Origin of the sequence: Pseudomonas sp. P4795, from assembly GCF_048822895.1 — a bacterium.
In the GTDB taxonomy this organism is placed as follows: Bacteria; Pseudomonadota; Gammaproteobacteria; order Pseudomonadales; family Pseudomonadaceae; genus Aquipseudomonas.
Genome location: NZ_JBMFBT010000001.1, coordinates 695,596 through 716,174, shown reverse-complemented (window position 1 = coordinate 716,174; position 20,579 = coordinate 695,596). Strand labels below are relative to the sequence as shown.

At 59.7% G+C, this 20,579-nt stretch carries 15 protein-coding genes and 1 pseudogene; 12 read left to right on the top strand and 4 right to left on the bottom strand.

Going from position 1 to position 20,579, the window contains the following annotated elements; translation table 11 throughout:
* Positions 1–79: 79 nt before the first annotated feature.
* A complete protein-coding gene (locus tag ACOI8A_RS03160) occupies positions 80–1,531 on the top strand; it encodes an ATP-binding protein (RefSeq protein ID WP_420649567.1) in 1,452 nt (483 codons plus the stop codon).
* Here the strand turns inward: ACOI8A_RS03160 and ACOI8A_RS03155 are convergent.
* Positions 1,508–4,294, bottom strand: a complete 2,787-nt coding sequence (locus ACOI8A_RS03155; protein WP_420649566.1) for an ATP-binding protein — start codon at positions 4,292–4,294, stop codon at positions 1,508–1,510. The two genes, ACOI8A_RS03160 and ACOI8A_RS03155, sit on opposite strands and share 24 nt — an antisense overlap.
* 222 nt (positions 4,295–4,516) lie before the next feature.
* Between ACOI8A_RS03155 and ACOI8A_RS03150 the strand changes: the two are divergent.
* A pseudogene (locus ACOI8A_RS03150) lies at positions 4,517–4,676 on the top strand (NADPH-dependent FMN reductase); the annotation flags it as partial.
* On the opposite strand, the gene ACOI8A_RS03145 reads toward ACOI8A_RS03150, so the two are convergent.
* Positions 4,630–5,094 carry a helix-turn-helix domain-containing protein gene (locus ACOI8A_RS03145; RefSeq protein WP_420649565.1) on the bottom strand — a complete coding sequence of 155 codons (465 nt, stop codon included), beginning with the start codon at positions 5,092–5,094 and terminating at the stop codon, positions 4,630–4,632. The pseudogene ACOI8A_RS03150 and the gene ACOI8A_RS03145 overlap by 47 nt on opposite strands.
* 235 nt (positions 5,095–5,329) lie before the next feature.
* Between ACOI8A_RS03145 and ACOI8A_RS03140 the strand changes: the two genes are divergently transcribed.
* The 9 genes from ACOI8A_RS03140 to ycaC all read left to right on the top strand — a co-directional run bounded on the left by ACOI8A_RS03140 (position 5,330) and on the right by ycaC (position 16,823).
* Positions 5,330–6,313: an MBL fold metallo-hydrolase gene (locus ACOI8A_RS03140; protein ID WP_420649564.1), complete on the top strand. Its 984-nt coding sequence runs from the start codon at positions 5,330–5,332 to the stop codon at positions 6,311–6,313.
* A 44-nt stretch (positions 6,314–6,357) separates the two neighbouring features.
* On the top strand, positions 6,358–7,281 hold the full coding sequence (locus ACOI8A_RS03135) for a LysR substrate-binding domain-containing protein (RefSeq protein WP_420649563.1): 924 nt from the start codon (positions 6,358–6,360) through the stop codon (positions 7,279–7,281).
* A gap of 114 nt (positions 7,282–7,395) precedes the next feature.
* Entirely contained in the window at positions 7,396–9,126 is a 1,731-nt protein-coding gene (locus tag ACOI8A_RS03130) for a hypothetical protein (protein ID WP_420649562.1), read from the top strand.
* Between the two features lie 379 nt (positions 9,127–9,505).
* Positions 9,506–9,877, top strand: a complete 372-nt coding sequence (locus tag ACOI8A_RS03125; RefSeq protein WP_420649561.1) for a DUF6124 family protein — start codon at positions 9,506–9,508, stop codon at positions 9,875–9,877.
* Positions 9,878–10,274: 397 nt separating this feature from the next.
* The gene (locus ACOI8A_RS03120) at positions 10,275–12,254 is read left to right on the top strand and encodes a cytochrome D1 domain-containing protein (RefSeq protein WP_420649560.1); all 1,980 of its coding nucleotides are present in this window, start codon (positions 10,275–10,277) and stop codon (positions 12,252–12,254) included.
* Between the two features lie 957 nt (positions 12,255–13,211).
* A complete protein-coding gene (locus tag ACOI8A_RS03115) occupies positions 13,212–13,628 on the top strand; it encodes a DoxX family protein (protein ID WP_420649559.1) in 417 nt (138 codons plus the stop codon).
* A complete protein-coding gene (locus tag ACOI8A_RS03110; RefSeq protein ID WP_420649558.1) occupies positions 13,621–14,238 on the top strand; it encodes an antibiotic biosynthesis monooxygenase in 618 nt (205 codons plus the stop codon). Before ACOI8A_RS03115 ends, ACOI8A_RS03110 begins: the two co-directional genes overlap by 8 nt.
* Positions 14,239–14,283: 45 nt before the next feature.
* Positions 14,284–16,128, top strand: a complete 1,845-nt coding sequence (locus ACOI8A_RS03105) for an amidohydrolase (protein ID WP_420649557.1) — start codon at positions 14,284–14,286, stop codon at positions 16,126–16,128.
* 68 nt (positions 16,129–16,196) lie between these two features.
* Positions 16,197–16,823, top strand: a complete 627-nt coding sequence (ycaC, locus tag ACOI8A_RS03100) for an isochorismate family cysteine hydrolase YcaC (RefSeq protein WP_420651341.1) — start codon at positions 16,197–16,199, stop codon at positions 16,821–16,823.
* Positions 16,824–16,912: 89 nt separating this feature from the next.
* On the opposite strand, the gene ACOI8A_RS03095 is transcribed toward ycaC, so the two are convergent.
* Together ACOI8A_RS03095 and ACOI8A_RS03090 are read right to left on the bottom strand one after the other, a co-directional pair.
* A complete protein-coding gene (locus tag ACOI8A_RS03095; RefSeq protein ID WP_420649555.1) occupies positions 16,913–18,340 on the bottom strand; it encodes a mechanosensitive ion channel domain-containing protein in 1,428 nt (475 codons plus the stop codon).
* 180 nt (positions 18,341–18,520) lie between these two features.
* Positions 18,521–19,537 (bottom strand): alpha/beta hydrolase, encoded by a 1,017-nt coding sequence (locus ACOI8A_RS03090; RefSeq protein ID WP_420649554.1) that lies wholly within the window; start codon positions 19,535–19,537, stop codon positions 18,521–18,523.
* Positions 19,538–19,658: 121 nt separating this feature from the next.
* Between ACOI8A_RS03090 and ACOI8A_RS03085 the strand changes: the two genes are divergently transcribed.
* The gene (locus ACOI8A_RS03085) at positions 19,659–20,564 is read left to right on the top strand and encodes a LysR family transcriptional regulator (protein ID WP_420649553.1); all 906 of its coding nucleotides are present in this window, start codon (positions 19,659–19,661) and stop codon (positions 20,562–20,564) included.
* Positions 20,565–20,579 lie beyond the last annotated feature (15 nt).

Below are 20,579 nucleotides of genomic sequence, written 5' to 3'. Positions count from 1 at the left end.
CCGTTCTGCGCACTTGTATGTCCGTGCTGCGCCCTGCGTGGTGGTTGTAGCGTCATCGAGGCCTGCCAAGATAGTTGATATGAACAGCGTCCTCGATTTGAACTCAGCGTCGGTCCTGCATTTCGGCCCGTACGCGTTTCATTTGCGCCAACGGCTGATCCTCGATGGGGATCGCCAACTGCGTATGGGCGGGCGTGCACTGGACATTCTGCAAGTGCTGGTCGAGCGTGCCGGTCGGGTGGTCAGCAAGGAACAATTGATCGCGCTGGTGTGGCCGGCTTCGGTGGTTGAAGAGATCAATCTCAGGGTGCACATCGCCGCCCTGCGTCGGGCGCTAGGCGACGGCGAGAACGGCCAGCGCTATATCGTCAATGTGCCGCAACGCGGTTACAGCTTTGTTGCCCCAGTGCGAGGCGATAGCACCGCGCAAGTGGTTTTTGAAACACTGCAAACGCCTCAACATAATTTGCCGGCGCGCCTGACGCCGGTCACTGGCCGAGATTCGCTGGTTGGCAGTCTGGTGCGGCAATTGCCACTGTCGCGGCTGATGACCGTGACCGGGCCTGGCGGTGTCGGCAAAAGCACCGTGGCTCTGCGGGCGGCAGAACTACTTCTGCAGCATTTTCGTGACGGCGTGTGGCAGGTGGATTTTTCGTTGATCGACGAGTCCACACCGATACTCGATCATCTGTTGCAAACCCTCGATACAAACCTGGCTACGTTGACCACGCGCCACGCCTTGCTGGTGCTGGATAACTGCGATCACTTGCGCGAACCCTGCCGGCACTTGCTGGAAAAACTGCTGGATGCAGCTCCACGGCTGTCGATCCTCGCCACCAGCCGTGAACCGTTGCGCGTGGGCCTTGAAACCGTACAACAGCTGCCGCCTCTGACGATTCCCAAAGCCAGCGCACTGAACAGTGTCGCTGAGGCAATGGGCTATTCGGCGGTGCAGTTGTTCGTCAGCCGTGCACGGGCGCGTCAGCAGGGTTTCAAGCTGCGCGAGCAGGATTTGCAAGCCGTGTGCGACATCTGCCGGCGACTGGATGGACTGCCATTGGCGATTGAATTGGCGGCAGCGCAGATTGATGCATTGGCGATCATCGGTGTGCACGCGCAGCTGGATAACGGTCTGCAGCTGCTGAGCCACGGTCGAAGGACGGCGGTGCCTCGTCATCAGTCCATGACCGCCGCACTGGAATGGAGTTATCGGCATCTGAGCCATCAGGAGCAACAAGTGCTGCGGCGGCTTTCAGTGTTTCAAATGGCGTTCAGTCTGAAGGCGGTTATTGATGTGATCGGTTGTGAGCTGCTGCCAGCGTCGGTACTGGCAGCGGTGATCGAACGGCTGACCGCCAAGTCGCTGCTTGGCGTGGAGCGCGGCGGTGAGCGTTATCGGATGCTTAACACCATCCGCCGTTTTGCCCGCGAGCAGCTGGAACAGACCGGCGAATCGAAAGAACTCGAACGCCGGCACGCCCGATACATCGCCCATACCCGCCGGGCTTCAGATGTGCAGTTGGCCGTTTAACTCGTCGAGCAACGCACGCACCTTGCGCAAGTCAGGCGTGGCATAGCCTTCGGTGAAACGTTGGTAAATCGGCTGCAATAATTCCAGTGCTTCGCGATAGCGCGACTGACGCTGCCACAGCTGCGCCAGTGAAGTGGCACTGCGCAGTTCCCAGGCGAGTGCGCCTTGAGCTTGCGCGATGCACAGCGCCTGCTGCAGAACGGTTTCGACCGATTGCAGGCAAGGCGCCTCTTGCGCCAGCGATCTATCTGCTTTGGCGCGCAGAATCTCCGCTGTGCTCCAGCCCGCTGCACCGCCTTGTGCCCGCTCCACCAGGGCATCGTCAACAAAAGAGCCGTCCAGCGTGACCATGATTTCCCGAACCAGGCCGCTGCCATCCGGCAACAAGTCAGTCGCCGAATCGGCATCGATCACCTGCGCATAATGCCGCGCCCATCTGTAGAACAGCAGCACCGAATGCTTCTGCGCCTGTTCCAGCAGCAATCGCAGCATTGCGCGGGCGTTCTGTTGGTCGCCGTTGTAATGCGCGATCAAGCAACTCGCCAATGCCAGCGTGTAGCAGATCGACGTGCCATGGTTGATCTGCACTGCGATGTCCAGCGCCTGGCGCGCAGTACGCCATGCCTGCTCGGGGAAACCTTGCAGCCACAGTACACGGGCGAGGACGGTCAGCGAGGCGACGCTCTGATCGTATTGCACGCCAAAGCCGTGGGTGAAGCGATTGAGGTTACCGCTCTGCGCCATACGCTGAATGACTTGCTCGGCGTGAATTCGCGCCTGTTGCTGATCGCCAGCGTAATGCAGCGCCAGCACGCGCAGGCGATGGGTGCTCAGCGACAATTGCGGATCGCCATGCACGCCGAGGCGATCAAATTGCTCACTTTGCTCCAGCGCCATCTGGTAGTTGCCGCAACTGAGATTGACCGCCATATGCCCAGATACTGCGCGCAATTGCGCGGCCATGTTGGCGTGTTGTCGGGCAAGATCGTTGGCGTCGACAAACGCTTTGATCGTCTCCGGCGTGCCACCCCAGGTGTGATAACACGCGCTGCCGAGCGCCAGTTTCAGAGCGATTGTCAGCTGTGGGCAGGGTTGCGCAGATGCATCGAGCAGCCGCAGCGCATGACGTACATGTCCGCCGTATTCCTTGAGCAACGACAACTCTTGCCACAATGGCGCGGAAGTCGCGGTCAGGCGCACGCCGGTTTCCCGCGAGCCGTCCGCGTTCAACGTCCAGTCGAGCGCCGCGCGCAAGTCTTCCAGGCCCCGCGCATAGCGCTCGATCCACAATCCAGTCGGTGTGGTCTGCCAATCGCTTTGCGCCTGATGCATCAATGTCAGGCAGCGCTCGGCGTGGCGTTCGCGGGTGTCACTGAGTTCGACTGCGTGATCGAGTTTTTCCAGCGCATAGCGGCGGGTGGTGTCGAGCAGGCGATAAAAAACCTCTTCATCACCGACTTCGACGTTGAGTAACGATTTGGCGACCAGTTGCGTGATCGAAGCGAACACTTCACCCGGCGCAATGTGCTGGCCGACGATCACCGCTGCGGCGGACTCCAGCGTGAAACCGCCGCGAAACACGCTCAGTCGGCGCAGACAGGTCTGCTCGCACTCGGTGAGCAGATTGAAGCTCCAGTCGAGTGTGGCGCGCAGGGTTTCATGGCGCCCGAAAAGGCTTTGTGTACCAGTCGGCAATCGGCCCTGCAACTGCGTCAGCACACCGTCCAGACCGAGGCTGGCGACCTGCGCTGCCGCCAGTTCCAGCGCCAGGGGAATGCCATCCAGCCGGCGACAGATTTCGATAACCAGCGGCAGTTCGGCATCGTTGAATTCAAAGTGTTCGTTGGCGGCCATCGCCCGCTCGACGAACAATTGCAGCGCTGAAAATCCCATCGCCTGTTCGCGCTCGAGCACGGCAATCGGCGGCGGGCAATCGAGCGATTCCAGGCGCTGCACGAATTCGCCTTCGGCGCGCAGACTTTCGCGGCTGGTGGCCAGAATATGCACCTGCGGGGCGCCGCGCAAAATGCTCTCACTGAGCAGTGCGACGGCGTCGATCAGGTGTTCGCAGTTGTCGATCACCAGCAGCATCTGCCGCTCGCGCAGGCTGTTGATCAGACACGGCAGTGGTTCACCGTCGTGCAGTGACAAATCCAGCAGTCCCGCCAGGTGCGAGCAGATCAGGCCGGGGTCGTTCAGCGGTGCCAGATCAAGCAGACGTATGCCGTCGCGATAGCGGCCGATCAATTGCTCGGCAACGCGTAACGCGACCGAGGTTTTGCCAATCCCGCCGGGGCCGACCAGGGTGATGCAGCGCTGGCGCGGCAGTTGCGTGATCAGGCTGTCGACCAACGGCTGGCGGCCGATCATCCGCGCGCGGCGCAGCGGCAGATTATGCCGGCCAACCGCATCGACGCTGGCGCGTGGTTCTATGGCTTGCAGCGCAATCGGCGCGACAAAACTGTAGCCGCGTTGCGCCACGGTAACGATGAAACGCTGCCCGGCCTGACCGTCGCCGAGCGCCTTGCGCAATGCCGCCATGTGCACGCGCAGGTTGATGTCTTCAACCACGCTGTCGGGCCAGACCCCGACCATCAATTGCTGCTTGCTCACCACCTCGCCAGCATGTGCCAGCAGGATCAACAGAATATCCATGGCGCGCCGACCCAGACGCAGCGGCTGCTCGCCTTCAAGCACCAGCCGTTGTCCGGGATGGATCCGATAGGGGCCAAAACCGATGGCCTGATTCGGGGAAAAACTCAACCGCTCACTCCTGTGCTGTTTTTCATGATCCTGACCTGACGTTGCGACGAACGTGTGACGGGCAGGGCGGACCGCGACTTGAGGGGCACGCCAGCCGTCTGCGCCGCGGTATCCGGGCATATTCCTCAGGATCGGCCGCGAGTGCAATGCATCGCTTTCGCAACAGCGCCCAAGCCAAGTCCGCCTCGAGCGTCGCGCCACTGTATTTAAAGGCGCAAACCGGCGGCGTTCAAGCAATCCATGGAGGCGACTGCGGGGGTTTATCTGGTCCGACCCTGGCGAGACAAACTCGCGGCAGGCTTCACCCATTCCGGCAGCCTGTGCGGGTGACAAGCTCAACACCTTGCTGCAAATGGCGGTGTTTGCGGCGCAACATTCGATGGCTGCGATCTCTTGATCTTCAAATCCCGAACCTCCCGGCAACGCCACGCAAACGGATTGATCCCTTCGCTGCGGGTGAAGATATGGCAGAAGTGCGCCTGATCACAGAAACCGCATTCCTGGCTGATGTGCGTCAGGCTCAGCTCGGTGTGCTGGATCAACAGCTTGGCGCGGGCGATGCGTTGAGTGCGGATCCAGTCCTGCGGTGAGAGCCCGGTGCTGCATTTGAAGGCGCGCGAGAAATGGCTGCGCGACAGCGAGCAGGCGCGGGCCAGGTCAGTGACTTCGAGACTGTCGCCGAGGCGATCGAGAATCAACTGTTTGACCAACCGCTGGCGCTGCGGACTTAGCCCGCCGGTACTGTTGCGGCGCGGTTCGCAGGCGGAGGCGAGGGCGACGTTTTGCTTTGTGTGAGCCATGGCCAGAGTCCGTATCGGGGGGAGTGCACCGGCGGTGCTGTCCCTCGGGGCAAAAAACAACGCTGCGCAGAGGCATTCATTGTTGGACGGGGGCCTGAGGCTGACGAGTTAAACGTTGTTAATTCCATCGCCACTGCGTGAACTCAGCACACCGTTGCAAGTCTGGGCGCCAAGGTTCGGGCAGGATGACGAAAATATGGGCGGGCCACCGGGGGTCGCGAAAACGGGGTAAAACATGAAGAGTCTTGTTAACGGCGCAATTACCTTGGCACTCGCGGTGGGTGTGTCCAACGCGATGGCACAAGCACCGCAAGTCGGCACGCAGGCGCCGGGCTATTTCCGTCTGGCCGTCGGCGATTACGAAGTAACTGCATTGTTCGATGGCTATAACGACCTGTCGCCCAAGCTGTTGCAAGGCATGAGTCAGAGCCAGATCCGCGCATTGCTGGCGCGGCGCTCGATTGAAACGCCGGGCGTACAGACCGCGTTCAACGCGTTCCTGGTCAACACCGGCAAGCAGCTGGTTCTGGTCGACACCGGCGCTGGCCAGTGCATCGGCGCCACCGCCGGTCAGCTCTCGGCGAACATGCAGGCGGCGGGCTACAAGCCTGAGCAGGTCGACACGATTCTGCTGACGCACCTGCATCTGGACCACGTTTGTGGCCTGGTCGACGGCGAGCAAAAACCGATCTTCGCCAACGCCACGGTCTACGCCGCCAAGGCTGAAGCCGATTACTGGCTCGACCCGCAAGCCCTCGCCAAAGCCCCGGACGGCGCCAAAGCGTTCTTCAAAATCGCCCAGGATTCAACTGCGCCGTACGTTGCGGCCGGGCGCTTCAAAACCTTCGCCGCCGGCCAGTCGCCGTTGCCGGGTCTGGTCGAAGCCACGCTTGAGGCCGGCCACACGCCGGGCAGCACCACGTACCGCTTCACCTCGCAAAAGCAGAGCATCGTGTTCATGGGCGATCTGGTGCACAACCTCGCGGTGCAGTTTGAGCATCCAGAGGTGTCGATCAGCTTCGACGTCAATAGCCAGCAGGCGATCAAAAGTCGCAACGCGGTGTTCAGCGCAGCGGCGGCCAGCAAAACCTGGGTGACGGCTGCGCATCTGCCGTTCCCCGGCATTGGGCATATCACGGCCGTGGACAAACATTTCCAATGGGTGCCAGTGGAATACGGCCCGTACAAACGCGCGGCCAAAGTGCCGTTGATCGAGTAAAGTGCCCACATCTCACACTCGGCTAAAACAAGGAAAACGTGCCCATGAACCGTAACGATCTGCGCCGCGTCGACATGAACCTGCTGGTGATTTTCGAAGCATTGATGTTCGAAAAGAACCTGACCCGCGTCGCCGAAAAACTGTTCATGGGCCAACCGGCGGTGAGCGCCGCATTGGGCCGCTTGCGCGATCTGTTCGACGATCCGTTGTTACTGCGCAACGGTCGCGGCATGGAGCCGACCGCGCGGGCGCTGGCGATTCTGCAGGAACTGCAACCGGCGATGGACGTGATTTCCGGCGCTGTGAGCCGCGCCAAGGAATTCGATCCGGCGACCAGTTGCGATGTGTTCCGCATTGGTCTTTCGGACGACGCCGAGTTCGGTCTGTTTCCGCCGCTGTTGCGCCAGTTGCAGGAAGAGGCGCCGGGCATCGTCGTGGTGGTGCGACGCGCCAACTACCTGCTGATGCCGACATTGCTCGCCTCGGGCGAAATCTCGGTTGGCGTCAGCTACACCACCGACCTGCCGGCCAACGCCAAGCGCAAAAAACTGCGCGACATTCCCTGCAAAGTCTTGCGTGGCGATGATCGTCCGGGGCCGCTGACCCTCGACGAATATTGTGAGCGTCCGCATGCCATGGTGTCGTTCTCCGGCGATCTGAGCGGCAATATCGACATGGATCTGGCCAAACTCGGCCGCACCCGCCGCGTGGTGCTCGGCGTGCCGCAATTCAGCGGATTGCGTGCATTACTCGCGGGCAACGAGATGATCGCCACGGTGCCGGATTACGCGGCGTGTGCATTGGTCGACGGTTGCGCGTTGCGCGCGGAAGATCCGCCGTTTCCCATCGATGCGGCGCAACTGTCGATGGCGTGGAGCGGGGTGCATGACAACGACCCGGCGGAGAAATGGCTGCGGGCGCGGATCAGTCAGTTCATGTCGGTGACGCTGGATATTCCACTGGTGTAAGTGGCCGTTCGTCTGAAACTGCCTTCTACCTGTTAGTTCTGACAGTGGTCTGAATTCGCCTTCCCGTGTTTGATGGGCCGATGCCGAAAAGGCCTGCTCTCAAGGGAAGTGAATATGGACACGCCGATTCCTGCGCTCACCAGTGACGATCTGCCGCCACTGGCAATTAAAGAAAGTTCCGGTGGGTTCCTGGTGCCAGCGGCCGCTCGGTCCAACCTGACGGTAATAATCGACTTCCCTTGGTTACCTGGAGACTCCATTACGATCACGGTGGCCGGGACTCCAGGTTCCGGGTCCTACACTTCGCCGCGCATACCGATTGGCGGGTTTAAACGCCCTTTCACGACCCACATTGACAACATTCTGGTGGCTTTCAACCTCGGGCTGACTGTTATCGCCTATTACACGCTTTACCGTGGCACTGAATCGCCTGTGAACTCACAACTATTGGCGCTTTTCATACCGGTCATAGATCAACCTGACCAGCCCCTGCCGGTGATCAAAGAGGCAGACGACGAAGGTGAGGGCACTCACCTGAATGTGAGCGAGCTGACTAAGGTTACATTGCGTATCAGGACGTGGCTGTTCAGCAGGCGCGAGCAGTTTTACTGGCTCCAGCTCACAGGCCGGAAGCGCGATGGCAGTGTTTGGCAGGCTTGGTATTGGCAAGCGCCGACGGATTTCGTCGATGGAAAATTCAGTCTTGGGTATCGCGAAGAAGAGGTCTCTGCTACACCGCTGCAAGATCTGGAAAATGGCAGCGTGCTGACGATGAGTTTTTGGGCCGGGCTGCAGTTCAGTCCGGATCGATCTAACGTCCAGGCATTTGCCCATCGGAACTACATAGTCGTCACACAATCGACCAGTGCGCCAAAGATATTGTCGGTCACCGATCTCGATGGAGAAGTCCACGATGGTGCGGACACTCGCTACACCACTGTCACCCTGAGTGGCAGCACCTCCGGTCCAGTGGATGTATTCGATGGGTCGGCTCACCTCGATACGGTCAACCCCGTCGCCGGTGTCTGGACGTATGTCGTAGCTGCGCTCACGGGTGGACTGCATGTGTTTACAGTCAAGTTGGCGGATGGCAGCGGCGGTGCCTCAAGTGCACGGCGAATCAACGTCGTGGTGCAAAACCTGGAGTTGACGATTGCCGAGGCGCCCGACAACGGCACTATTGATCCAATGGCGGCATTGACCAGTCTGACGGCAGTCCTGAATTACAACATGCAGGCCAACGACCGAATCAGAGTCCGTTGGGCTGCCGCCCCGGGCACTCCACCGGGCGGCTCACATACCACCAACACCGTCACGGCGGGTACCACGATTCCCAGGAACATCCCGCTACCGCTTACGCTGCTGGCGTTCAGCCTGGGCAAGCGGGTCACGGTCAGCGCCGAGTATGACCGCGGCACGGCCCCGCCAGCGCCTTTAGGACCTATCCACTTGAGCGTGGGCACGATCCCGGCGGATCGGTTCGTTGCGCCAGTCTTTCTCGAGGCGAATGGTACGGCGGACTTGATCCTGGCCAACGTGCAAGCCGGCGCTACGTTGCGATTTGGTGTGTGGCCGCATATCGCGCGTGCGCAGGCACTTTGGCTGGACTTTGAGGGTGAAGATGCCAATGGCGCCCCGCACAACCATGCGATGTGGATGGGCAACGTGGTGGTGAATCAGAGCTGGGTGTTCAATGGCGGATACAGCGTCATCGTGTTGTTCAGCTATCTGAAGGATCTGCGCCCCGGCAGCACGTTGACGCTGCGGTTCAGGGTCAACCTGGACACAGTGGCTAACGCCGCAACGGCTCAGGTTTTTGCCCCGCGTCTGTACACGATTCGGTAGCGCTCGCGAGTGGTTCATGACGTTTAGCCAGCGGTGTTTATGGACGTTTATCGTTACTTGATGAAAGCTACAGCGCCTTGCGCCTTTGCCTACACGTACGCCAGAATCGGCCGGCTTGTGCGCCTTGGGGGCGGGTTCTATTGTTGGCGGGTCGCTGATTGACAGCGATCGGGTTTAGCAGCCCGGGCTTTTCTCTAGACGCACAACGTCCTTTTTCGTGATCAGGTTAATGCCTGTCCGTTCACGTTATGGCGGCTTTGCGTGGGGCACTTCGGTGCGCCGGGTTCTAGAGTCCTGGTCTGCTAACCCGCGTACGGCCGCCACCTCTTTCGTTTAGCAGCGAAGTGTGGCGCCCCCAACCACTCTAGAGGCTTTATCAATGATCAAACCAACACCCAACCCACCAGAAACCGACACCACCTCGCCCTACGAATCCCTCGATTCCAAGAAATTCCACGAAGCCGCCGAACGCGCGCTCGATCATTACCTCAATCCGTTCCTGCCGCGCAGACCTGCGCTCAAACCCAACACCATCTACAAAATCGCCCCCGGCATCGACAGCGAAGAACTGCTGGCAAACGCCTGCGAAACCCTGACCTCGGCCAAGGTCATGGCCAACGACTTCGCAGGCATGCTTGATGCGTCGCAGCGGCATGTGCTGTTGGGGATTGCGCAGTTGATCATGCTAGGTGAACTGGCGGTGAATCGGGTGCTGGATAATCTGGAACTGAAGGCTGACAAAGCCCTGTAGGCTTACGAACTGTTGTGGCGAGGGAGCTTGCTCCCGCTCGAGTGCGAAGCACTCGCAATACTTTTTTGGGGCTGCTTCGCAACCCAGCGGGAGCAAGCTCCCTTGCCACAGATTTCTGCCTGCCATCAAAAGCCCGCCGTCCCGCTAGATCGGGGCGGCGGGTTTTGTTGTTTCAGCGCTCAGGTCAGACCGTCTCCACCTTCAACGAATGATCATTGAGGATGCCGCTGATGATCGTCGCAACGTTTCGTGCTCCCCACAATCACCCGGCGCTTGACGACCGTTCGTCTTGAAGCCCTGCGCACCTGTCAGATCTGACAGGTGACGCAACTCCCGTTTCGCGGTGTGATGTGCCAAGTCCCGAAATGCCTATGGCGCAGCACCCGAGGAGCAACAGATGCCCACCATCAACGTTAATTCAACGCAGGTCACCAATGCACTTGTGCTGAGGCCCATGTTCATCGTAGGTGCGTCAACGCAGGTGCTTCCCGCAAATACGGTGCATTACGGCGTATCCCAGGCCATCTACTCGCCGACCACTCCCCTGACCATCGTGATCGATCCGGCTGCAACGTTGTCCATCTCGCGGGCCGCTTACGACTCTGTGGTGATATACGTCAATGGCGTAAGGACTCCCGTAATCAAGATCATCCAGCTGGGTGAGGAGAATATGCGCTTTGCCCTGGACCTGCCGTGGGGGTTATTTAAAAACGGTATCAATACAATGTTCTACCGGTGGGAGCGGCTCAGCGGGGGCTATGCGGATTCCACACCGGTGCTGAAAGTATTGTTCAACAATCCCGCACCCACTGCCAAGGTCGCTCATCCGGCGACCGTCGGTCCCGGGCAGACGGTAGTCATCACCATCACAATCAATGACGCGCGACCTCACGACACTGGGACACTGAACATTGGCCCATGGAGCCACACGTTCACCAACCCAGATCCCACCAAACCGATCAGCTACACCCTGACGACCGCCGACCTCAAGACGATTGGCGACGGTGTCCGTTCGGTCTTCGCCGTGGTGTCCGATCAGTTAACCAACACCGAAGTATCGGCGACAACCTCAATCACAATAAGTACCGCGGCCGCCGTATTGGTAACGTTTATCAATGGCCCTTACTCCGCGTCGGCGGGTGGGCAGGTGACGGGAATCGAGTTGAGCCTGACTCAAAGCGGACAGCCAATTGTGGGAACCATCAAGGTTACGTTGCCGACAGGGACGACGTTTCCTAACGGGAAGAGGGTGGGCAATTTCGTGACGGGGCCGGACGGGAAGGTGAGGCTCGCCGGAGTGACAGCGAGTGGAGTGGCGGGAACATCCTCAATCAAGGCTGTCAGTGGAGGGAGTACGGCCAGTGCCGTGTTGACGATTACGGCGCAGGCACCGCTCGGCCCGATTGCGGTAAGTCCTACACCCACGGGCATTACTTATAGCTCCGATGGCAAATTGGCTTACGTCACCGGGGCGAAACTGGTACAGGTCATTGATACAACTCGCTCAACGTTGATCAAACAGATACCGCTCCCTTCGCTTGATGTTTCGTGGGAGATTGCCCTGTCTAAAAACGCCTCGCGTGCTTTTGCCTGTAATGGCAATAACGCGTTGTCAGTTATTGACACGAATACCAACTCGTTGATTGCCAATATTCCTGCGGCGGGGCATCCAATCGGGATAGTTTTAAGCAACGATGGTTCTCAAGCATTTGTTAGCACTTGGCAGACCAATACGGTCGTGGTGATAGATGCCGTTAACTTGAAGTCTGTCAAAACTATCCACGTTGGGCCATATCCCAGAGGTATTGATATCTCCCAGGACGGTCGGTGGGTTTACGTTGCAAATTTCGGCAACGGCCCTGGCTGGTCAGTCTCGGTGATTGATGCACTGACTTTAAGCGTTGTCAGGACTGTGCCGATGCCGGTGGCGGCTTATGGAGTCGCAGTCAGTCCTGATGGAAAGAGCATTTACGTTTGTGGCGTTGACAATAGCGGGATTGGTTACGTAGTTAAATTCGATGCTCTGACATTTACACAGATCGCTGCAATTCAAGTGATAGGGTGGCCAAGGGGCATTGTGCTGAACCATGCAGGTACACGGGCTTATTGCTGTGACAACGGTACCAATACGGTCACGACGATTGACACCGCTCTGGACCAAGTCATTGCGACAACCACTGTCGGGCAGGGGCCTGTGCAAATCGGAATAAGCCCGGATGACTCTCGTGCGTTGGTCACTTGTGTTTATGACAACACGGTATGGGCTATCTCGCTGCTGCCGGGCGCATCCAGTCAGGGATCGAGCAGCGCTGGCGTGTCAGGTGTGACGAGCACCATTTCTCAATCGAGGGCCCCGCTGCCGGGTGATGCGTATTGAGCGTGGATGATTAGAAGCCGCTAGCGGCCTCGACCATTACAGCTGGCGGTGAATCGGGTGCTGGACACTCTGGAGCTGAAGGCAGCGTGGCCAAGTGGAAAAGGGGACGCATTTATTTACCAGTCTCACCATGAAAGCCCGCGCTTCCTTGTAAACGGAGCGCGGGTTTGTCGTTTAGGCCAATCCGCCGCTCATGTTGAATAGTGTTTAAGGCTATGTCCGCAAAGCCACGCAACCTTGCGCCTTTGCCTACACGTACGCCAGAATCGGCCGGCTTGTGCGCCTTGGGGGCGGGTTCTATTGTTTGCGGGTCGCTGATTGACAGCGATCGGGTTTAGCAGCTCGGTTAATCTCAAGGCACGTCGGTTTCGCCATTCTTGTTTTATGGCGGCTAGCGTGGGGCACTTCGGTGCGCCGGGATTCTTGAGCCTGGTCTGCTAACCCGCGTTCAGCCGCCACCTGATTCGTTTAGCAGCGATGGATGACGGCTCCATTCTCAAGGAGTTTCACCATGATCAAACCAACGCCAAATCCACCAGAAACCGACACCACCTCGCCCTACGAATCCCTTGATTCAAAGAAATTCCACGAAGCCGCCGAACGCGCTCTCGATGTTGATCATGCTCGGTGAACTGGCGGTGAATCGGGTGCTGGATAATCTGGAGTTGAAGGCTGACACAGCCCCGTAGCCTGACGAGCTTTTGTGGCGAGGGAGCTTGCTCCCGCTGGGTTGCGCAGCAGCCCCGAACCTGTGGCTGCGGTACATCAGGAATTCCGCGTACTCAGGTTTTGCGACTGCTGCGCAGCCGAACGGGGATAAATCCCCTCGCCACAGGGGATGGTGAGGCAGCAGTTGGAGGTTGTGGTGCGTCCAGCTTTCAAGAGAGCACACCTGTCCAATTTCCCCGTGATCGATCGTTGCACCATGTCGGGCAATGATCGATCACGGGTGGCCCCATGCAATCTTCCCAACGCAATGACCAGGCGCAAAGCCTTGGCTTGCTGTTCCTGCGGGTAACCGGCGGACTGTTTCTGCTGTGGATCCACGGCCTGCCCAAGCTGCTGGACTTCACTGCACAACTGCAGCTCATCGAAGACCCGTTCCACCTCGGTGCCCACCTCACGTTGATCCTGGCGATTTTCGCCGAAGTCGTCTGTCCGCTACTGATCGTCGCCGGGGTTCTGGCGCGATTGGCGTGCTTGCCTATTCTCTTTGTGCTGCTGGTGGCGCTGCTGGTCGTGCATCCGCAATGGAGTGTGGCCGAAGGGCAGTTCGGCTGGTTGCTGCTGATTATTTTCACCACTGTGTTTATCGCCGGGCCGGGACGGCTGGCGCTCAATGTTCGTTTGCCCGGAGTGTTTCGTTATGCCTGATGCCCAATCCCTGAAAAAACCGGGGCCCGACGAGACGGTCACGTTGATCGTCAAGCACCGGGTCAAGGCCGGTTTCGAGGCGCCGTACGAAGCCTGGCTGCGCAACATTGTCAGCGTGGCGGGGCGTGAGGAAGGGCATTTGGGCGTGGATGTGATGCGCAGTCAGCAGGGCGGACTTGCTTTGTTCACCTGCGTGTTGCGCTATTGCTCGACCGACGCGATGCAGCGTTGGCTCGATTCGCCGCAGCGTCAGGCGCTGGTCGATGAGGCCGCGCCAATGCTTGCCGACGGTGATGTGACGGAGGTCAACGCCGCCAATGAATTCTGGTTCACGCCGCAGACCGATGCCGCCTCGCCACCACCGCCGCGCTGGAAACAAGCCGTGGTCACGCTGTTTGTGATTTTGCCGCACACCTTGCTGGTGCCGCTGATCTGGGGGCCGCTGTTGCGCCTGAATGCGTTTCTGTCCAACTACGTGATCGCCACATTCCTGATCACCGTGACCATCGTGGTTTCTGTGGTGTACGTGTGCATGCCGCTGGCGACGCGTCTGTTCGCTCCATGGCTGCAAGCCAAAAAACCTGAATCCAACACCAATCCGCCGCGCTGATCCGGCGGATTCCGGCTTTGTTTCACTTTTACCGAAGGAACTGCGATGAACGCCAATGCTGATCTGATTCTGTTCAATGGCCAATTTCATACCGTAGACCGCACCAAACCCCTAGCCAGTGCCGTGGCGATCAAGGATGGCCGCTTCGCCGTCGTCGGTAACGATGCCCAAGCCATGGCCCTGCGCGGTGCCGGAACACAAGTGGTCGACCTCAAGGGCCGCTGCGTGATCCCCGGCCTCAACGACTCGCACTTGCACCTGATCCGTGGCGGTTTGAACTACAACCTCGAACTGCGCTGGGAAGGCGTGCCGTCGCTGGCCGATGCGCTGCGCATGCTCAAGGATCAGGCTGACCGCACGCCAACTCCGCAGTGGGTGCGCGTGGTCGGTGGCTGGAACGAATTTCAGTTCGCCGAAAAACGCATGCCGACCCTGGAAGAAATCAACCAGGCCGCGCCGGACACCCCGGTATTTATCCTGCACTTGTATGACCGCGCGCTGCTCAACCGCGCTGCCCTGCGCGTAGCCGGTTACACCCGCGACACGCCGAATCCGCCGGGTGGCGAGATCGTGCGTGATGCCAACGGCAACCCGACCGGCATGCTGGTGGCGCGGCCAAACGCGATGATTCTGTACTCGACGCTGGCCAAAGGGCCGAAGCTGCCGCTGGAATATCAGGTCAACTCGACCCGGCAGTTCATGCGTGAGCTCAACCGTCTCGGCCTGACCAGTGCAATCGATGCCGGTGGTGGTTTCCAGAACTACCCGGACGACTATCAGGTGATCGAGCAGTTGGCCAAGGATGAGCAACTGACCATCCGCATCGCCTACAACCTGTTCACCCAGAAGCCCAAAGAAGAGCTGAGCGATTTCCAGAACTGGACCGGCAGCGTCAAGTTGCATCAGGGTGACGACTACCTGCGCCACAACGGCGCTGGCGAGATGCTGGTGTTCTCGGCAGCCGACTTCGAAGACTTCCTCGAACCGCGCCCGGACCTGCCGCAGACCATGGAGCAAGAGCTGGAACCGGTGGTTCGTCATCTGGTGGAGCAGCGCTGGCCGTTTCGTTTGCACGCCACTTACAACGAATCGATCAGCCGCATGCTCGACGTGTTCGAGAAGGTCAATCGCGACATTCCGTTCAACGGCTTGCCGTGGTTTTTCGACCACGCCGAAACCATCACCCCGCAGAACATCGAACGCGTGAAAGCGTTGGGCGGCGGCATCGCGATTCAGGATCGCATGGCGTTCCAAGGCGAATACTTCGTCGACCGCTACGGCAAACAAGCCGCCGAATCCACACCCCCGATCAAACGCATGCTCGCCGAAGGCGTGCCGGTTGGCGCCGGCACCGACGCCACTCGCGTCTCCAGCTACAACCCGTGGACCTCGCTGTACTGGATGGTCAGCGGCCGTACTGTTGGAGGTCTGGCGTTGTACGAAGAAGGTTTGCCGCGCACCACCGCGCTGGAATTGTTCACCCACGGCAGCGCCTGGTTCTCGTCCGAGCAGGGCAAGAAGGGTCAGATCAAGGTCGGGCAACTGGCGGATCTGGCGGCGCTGAGCGCGGACTTCTTCCATGTCGAGGAAGAAGCGATCAAGTGGATCGAGTCGGTACTGACCGTGGTCGGCGGCAAGATTGTGTACGCCGCTGATGACTTCGAAAAACTCGGCCCGGCCAGCGTGCCGGTACTGCCGGACTGGTCGCCGGTGGTGAAAGTCCCGGGCCACTGGCGGCCGAATTCGCCATTGCAGGTGGCAGTGCACCAGTGCAGCGGCCCGTGCGGCGTGCACTCGCACAGCCATGAAAAGGCGCGCTTGTCGAATGCGCCGGTCAGCGACTTCGCCGGTTTCTGGGGCGCGTTCGGTTGCTCCTGCTTCGCTTTCTGATTGCTTTTAAAAGCGTCGGCCCGCTTGGTCGGCGCTCAGCGCAATAACCATCCATCGAGGAGTTTCACATGAGCAACGTTCCTTACAAGCGCCTGAACAAAGACGATGCAGTTGTGCTGTTGGTCGATCACCAGACCGGTCTGATCTCGCTGGTGCAGGATTTCTCGCCGAACGAGTTCAAGAACAACGTGCTGGCGTTGGGCGACATCGCCAAGTTCTTCAAACTGCCAACCATCCTCACCACCAGCTTCGACGCCGGCCCGAACGGCCCGATCGTGCCGGAACTGCGCGAGCAATTCCCGGACGCGCCGTTCATTCAGCGTCCAGGTCAGATCAACGCCTGGGACAACGAAGACTTCGTCAAAGCGATCAAGGCCACCGGCCGCAAGCAACTGATCATCGCCGGTGTGGTGACTGACGTGTGCATAGCGTTCCCGACCTTGTCGGCGCTGGCTGAAGGGTTTGAAGTGTTTGTGGTGACCGATTCGTCCGGCACTTTCAACACCACCGTGCAGCAAGCGGCGTGGGCGCGGATGTCGGCGGCCGGTGCTCAGCTGTTGAACTGGTTCTCGGTGGCTTGCGAGCTGCAGGGCGACTGGCGCAACGATATGGAAGGTCTGGCGAATCTGCTGTCGAACCGCCTGCCGAACTATCGCAACCTGATCAACAGCTATACCAAGTTCACTGAGAAGTAAGAAAGATCAAAAGATCGCAACCTGCGGCAGCTCCTACATTTGGAATGCGTTCCTCTGTAGGAGCTGCCGCAGGCTGCGATCTTTTGCTTTCAGCGCCTTTGCAGCCACCCCAGAAAACCACCTTTCCTCACTGGCGCCGGCGCTGCCACCAACGCCAACCGGCTGCTCTGCTGCCGCACCGCCTGCAACTTGTTCAGCGCACGTCCAACCTCGCCACGCTGGCCCATGCACTGGCGAGTCAGTTCTTTATCGAGGCGATAAATGATCGAAGACGTCAGCGCAGTGAACGTCGCCTGTGAAGGCGTATCCGCCAGAATACTCTGCTCACCCATTACTTCACTCGGCCCCATGCGCCCGGCTTCAGCCTGGCCGTTGCCGTCGGTCACCGTCGCGCTGACCACGCCTGTGGCAATCACAAACAGACTGTCCGGCACTTCATTCAGATCGAGCACCACCTGGCCCGCGCTGTACTGCTGCGCGACCATCGATTCGGCCAGGCGATCACGTTCATCAGGGCTCAACGAGCGGAAGATTTTCACTTCATCGAGCAACGCACGGGCGCGGGTCGAAGGTTCGATCACGCCGTCGGGATGGCGGGAAACTCCAGCGGCTTCGAGATGCCGATGAGCTAGGTCGAACAGTTGATTGCGCACTTCGCTTTTCCTGCCCAGTTCAGCGATAAAACCGCTGGCCACGTATTCGGACATTTCTTCGCCAGCTTCTTTCAACACGACTTTCGGCGCTGGCGACAACAGCAGACTGCTGCTGCCTTGCAACGTGCGGTCGAGGGCATCGAGCACTCGGCGCGGGCGGATATGGTTCGGCACTTTGATGCTGATCGAAACGCCGTGCATGTTGTTCGGGCGGCTGAGGTTGACGATCTTGGCCTTGGCCGCCACCGAATTCGGTACCACGGCCATGGTCCCGGCGCTGGTCAGCAGGTGTGTGGCGCGCCAGTCGATGTCGAGCACCTTGCCCTCGACACCGTCGATCACCACAAAATCGTCCACCTGGTAGGGTTTGGTGGTGTTGAGCACGATCCCGGAAAACACGTCAGCCAAAGTACTTTGCAACGCGAGACCGACGACGATGGCGACCACGCCGGAGGTTGCGAGCAAGCCTTTGACCGGCAGTTCGAGCACGTAACCTGCAGCAGCGACGATGGCCACCAGAAACACCAATGCACCGATCACATCTTGCAGCAAGCGACCGCTGTGACCGATGCGCCGCATCAGCAACAGGCCAATCACTTCAGTCAGCACGCGCGCCGCGTACAGCCACCAGAGAATTCCCAAGGCCGTCGCACCGAGTTGCGCCACACGGTCATCTGCGAACAACGGAGCCTGCAACGGGCTGACGCCGGCATTGATGATCAGCGCACTGAACGCCAGAAACAGCACCAACCGCAGACCGACCCGCGGCGCGCGATGCTTGAACGGAGCGAGGTGCCAGAGTGCGGTGTCGAGCACCAGCAGCAGGGCGCTCCAGGACAGCAGGTGGGTGTAGAAGAAGGACATGGGGATTCTCCGAGCCGGATGGAAATCTGTGGCGAGGGAGCTTGCTCCCGCTTGAGTGCGCAGCACTCACAAAATCTCCAATGTTTTGTAGATTCTGGGGTCGCTTCGCAACCCAGCGGGAGCAAGCTCCCTCGCCACAAAAAGCAGCTTTGCCACACACAGGTGGCAAAGCCTTGGGACTTAGTTCAGATGAGTCTTGAGTTCAGCCGCAGCCTGACGTACCGCCGCTTTCACTTCCGGAATCTGACTCAGCGGATTAAGCAGCCCGAAGTCATGAATCATCCCGTTGTAGCGCACCGAGGTCACCGGCACACCCGCTGCATCGAGGTGGCGAGCGTAACCTTCGCCTTCGTCACGCAGCACGTCGAACTCGGCGGTCTGCACCAGCGCGGCGGGCAGGCCTTTGAGCTGTTCGGCGCTGGCGTTCAGCGGCGAGGCATGGATCTGCGCACGCTCGGCCGGGTTGGTGGTGTAGTTGTCCCAGAACCACTGCATCATGCCTTTGGTGAGGAAATGGCCTTCGGCGAATTGCTGGTACGAACCGTCGTCGAACTGCGCGTTGGTCACCGGCCACATCAACAGTTGGAAGCGCAGCGCCGGGGTTTTCTGTTCCTTGGCCATCAACGCGACGACTGCCGCCATGTTGCCGCCGACGCTGTTGCCGGCCACTGCCAGACGCTGGCCGTCGACGCCGATCTCTTTGCCGTGCTCGGCCACCCATTTGGTTGCGGTGTAAGCCTGGTTGATCGCGGTCGGGTACTGCGCTTCCGGCGACGGCGTGTAATCGACGTACACCGCCACTGCCCCAGAACCCACAACCAGATCACGAATCAGGCGTTGGTGAGTCGGGAAGTCCCCCAGCACCCAGCCGCCACCGTGGAAGAACATGAACACCGGCAACTCGCCTTTGACCTTGGCCGGGCGCACCACTTTCAGGTTGATGGTCTGGCCGTCGACGGTGATCGCCCTGTCGCTGACTTCCACCCCGGACAGATCAACCTTCACCGATGCCTGAGCACCGGTCAGCACTGCACGGGCGTCCTTCGGGCTGAGTTGTTCAAGCGGTTTGCCACCGCCAGCGGCGAGGGCGTTTAGGAAGGCTTGGGTGTTGTGTTCGACACCGGTCGGTTCTGCGGCGAAGGCGTTGCCGATGGACAGGGCAAGGAGGGAAGCGGCCAGGGTCTTTTTAATGTTCATGTTCAATTCCATTTTCGATAAGTTGAGTTGTTGTGTTTTCAAACCGTGGACATAGATTAATAGTGTGCCGTGGTGTGAAAAAGCGGCTATAAAGCGTTTAACTGTCCACCAGAGAGTGACAATGAACCCGTTCGAAGACATGCGTATTTTTTGCCAGGTCATGGACTCCGGCAGCTTCACCGCAGCGGCTGATCAGTTGGGCCTGTCCAAGCAGTTCGTCAGCCGTCGCTTGATGCAGTTGGAGGAGCGCCTCGGCGTGCGCTTGCTCAACCGTTCGACCCGGCGCCTCGACGTCACGCCACTGGGCCAGAGCTATTACGAATCGGCGCTGCGCTTGCTGGGCGAAGTCGAACAGGTCGAGCAGGGCATCGCCGGGCAAACTGCCGAGCCGCGCGGGACAATTCGTCTGAGTGCGCCGTTGTCGTTTGCTGTGGCGCACCTTGGCTGCCTGTTGCCGCTGTTCTTGCAGCGTTATCGCGAAGTCACGGTGGAAGTCGACTTGAGCGACCGCCCGGTGGATCTGCTCGGCGAAGGCTATGACCTGGCGCTGCGCATCGGCGTGCTGGAAGACTCGACGTTGATCGCGCGTCGCATCGCCAGCATCGAGCGTGTGTATTGCGCCAGCCCCGCGTACCTCGCCGAACGCGGCACGCCGCTCAAACCTGAGGACCTGCACAACCATGACTGCTTGCCTTACGGCCACGGGCGTTCGGTGCAATGGCGATTCGATGCGGGGCAGGGCAAGCCGGTATTGGTGAATGTCACTGGCCGCATGCGGGTCAACAACGGCGAGTTGCTCAGGGACGCGGCGGTGCAGGGAATGGGGATTACCTATCTGCCGACGTTCATTGTGGGCGCAGCGCTGAAGGATGTGCGGCTGGTGCCGGTGCTGGATGACCTGCGCCCTGAGCCCTTGACCCTTTCGGCGGTCTATCCACAACACCGCCAGGCCTCGCGCCCGGTGCAGGCGTTGATCGAGTTTTTGCGCGAACGCCTCAACCAGAACGCAACCACGAACCCCCTGTAGGGGCTACCGCAGGTG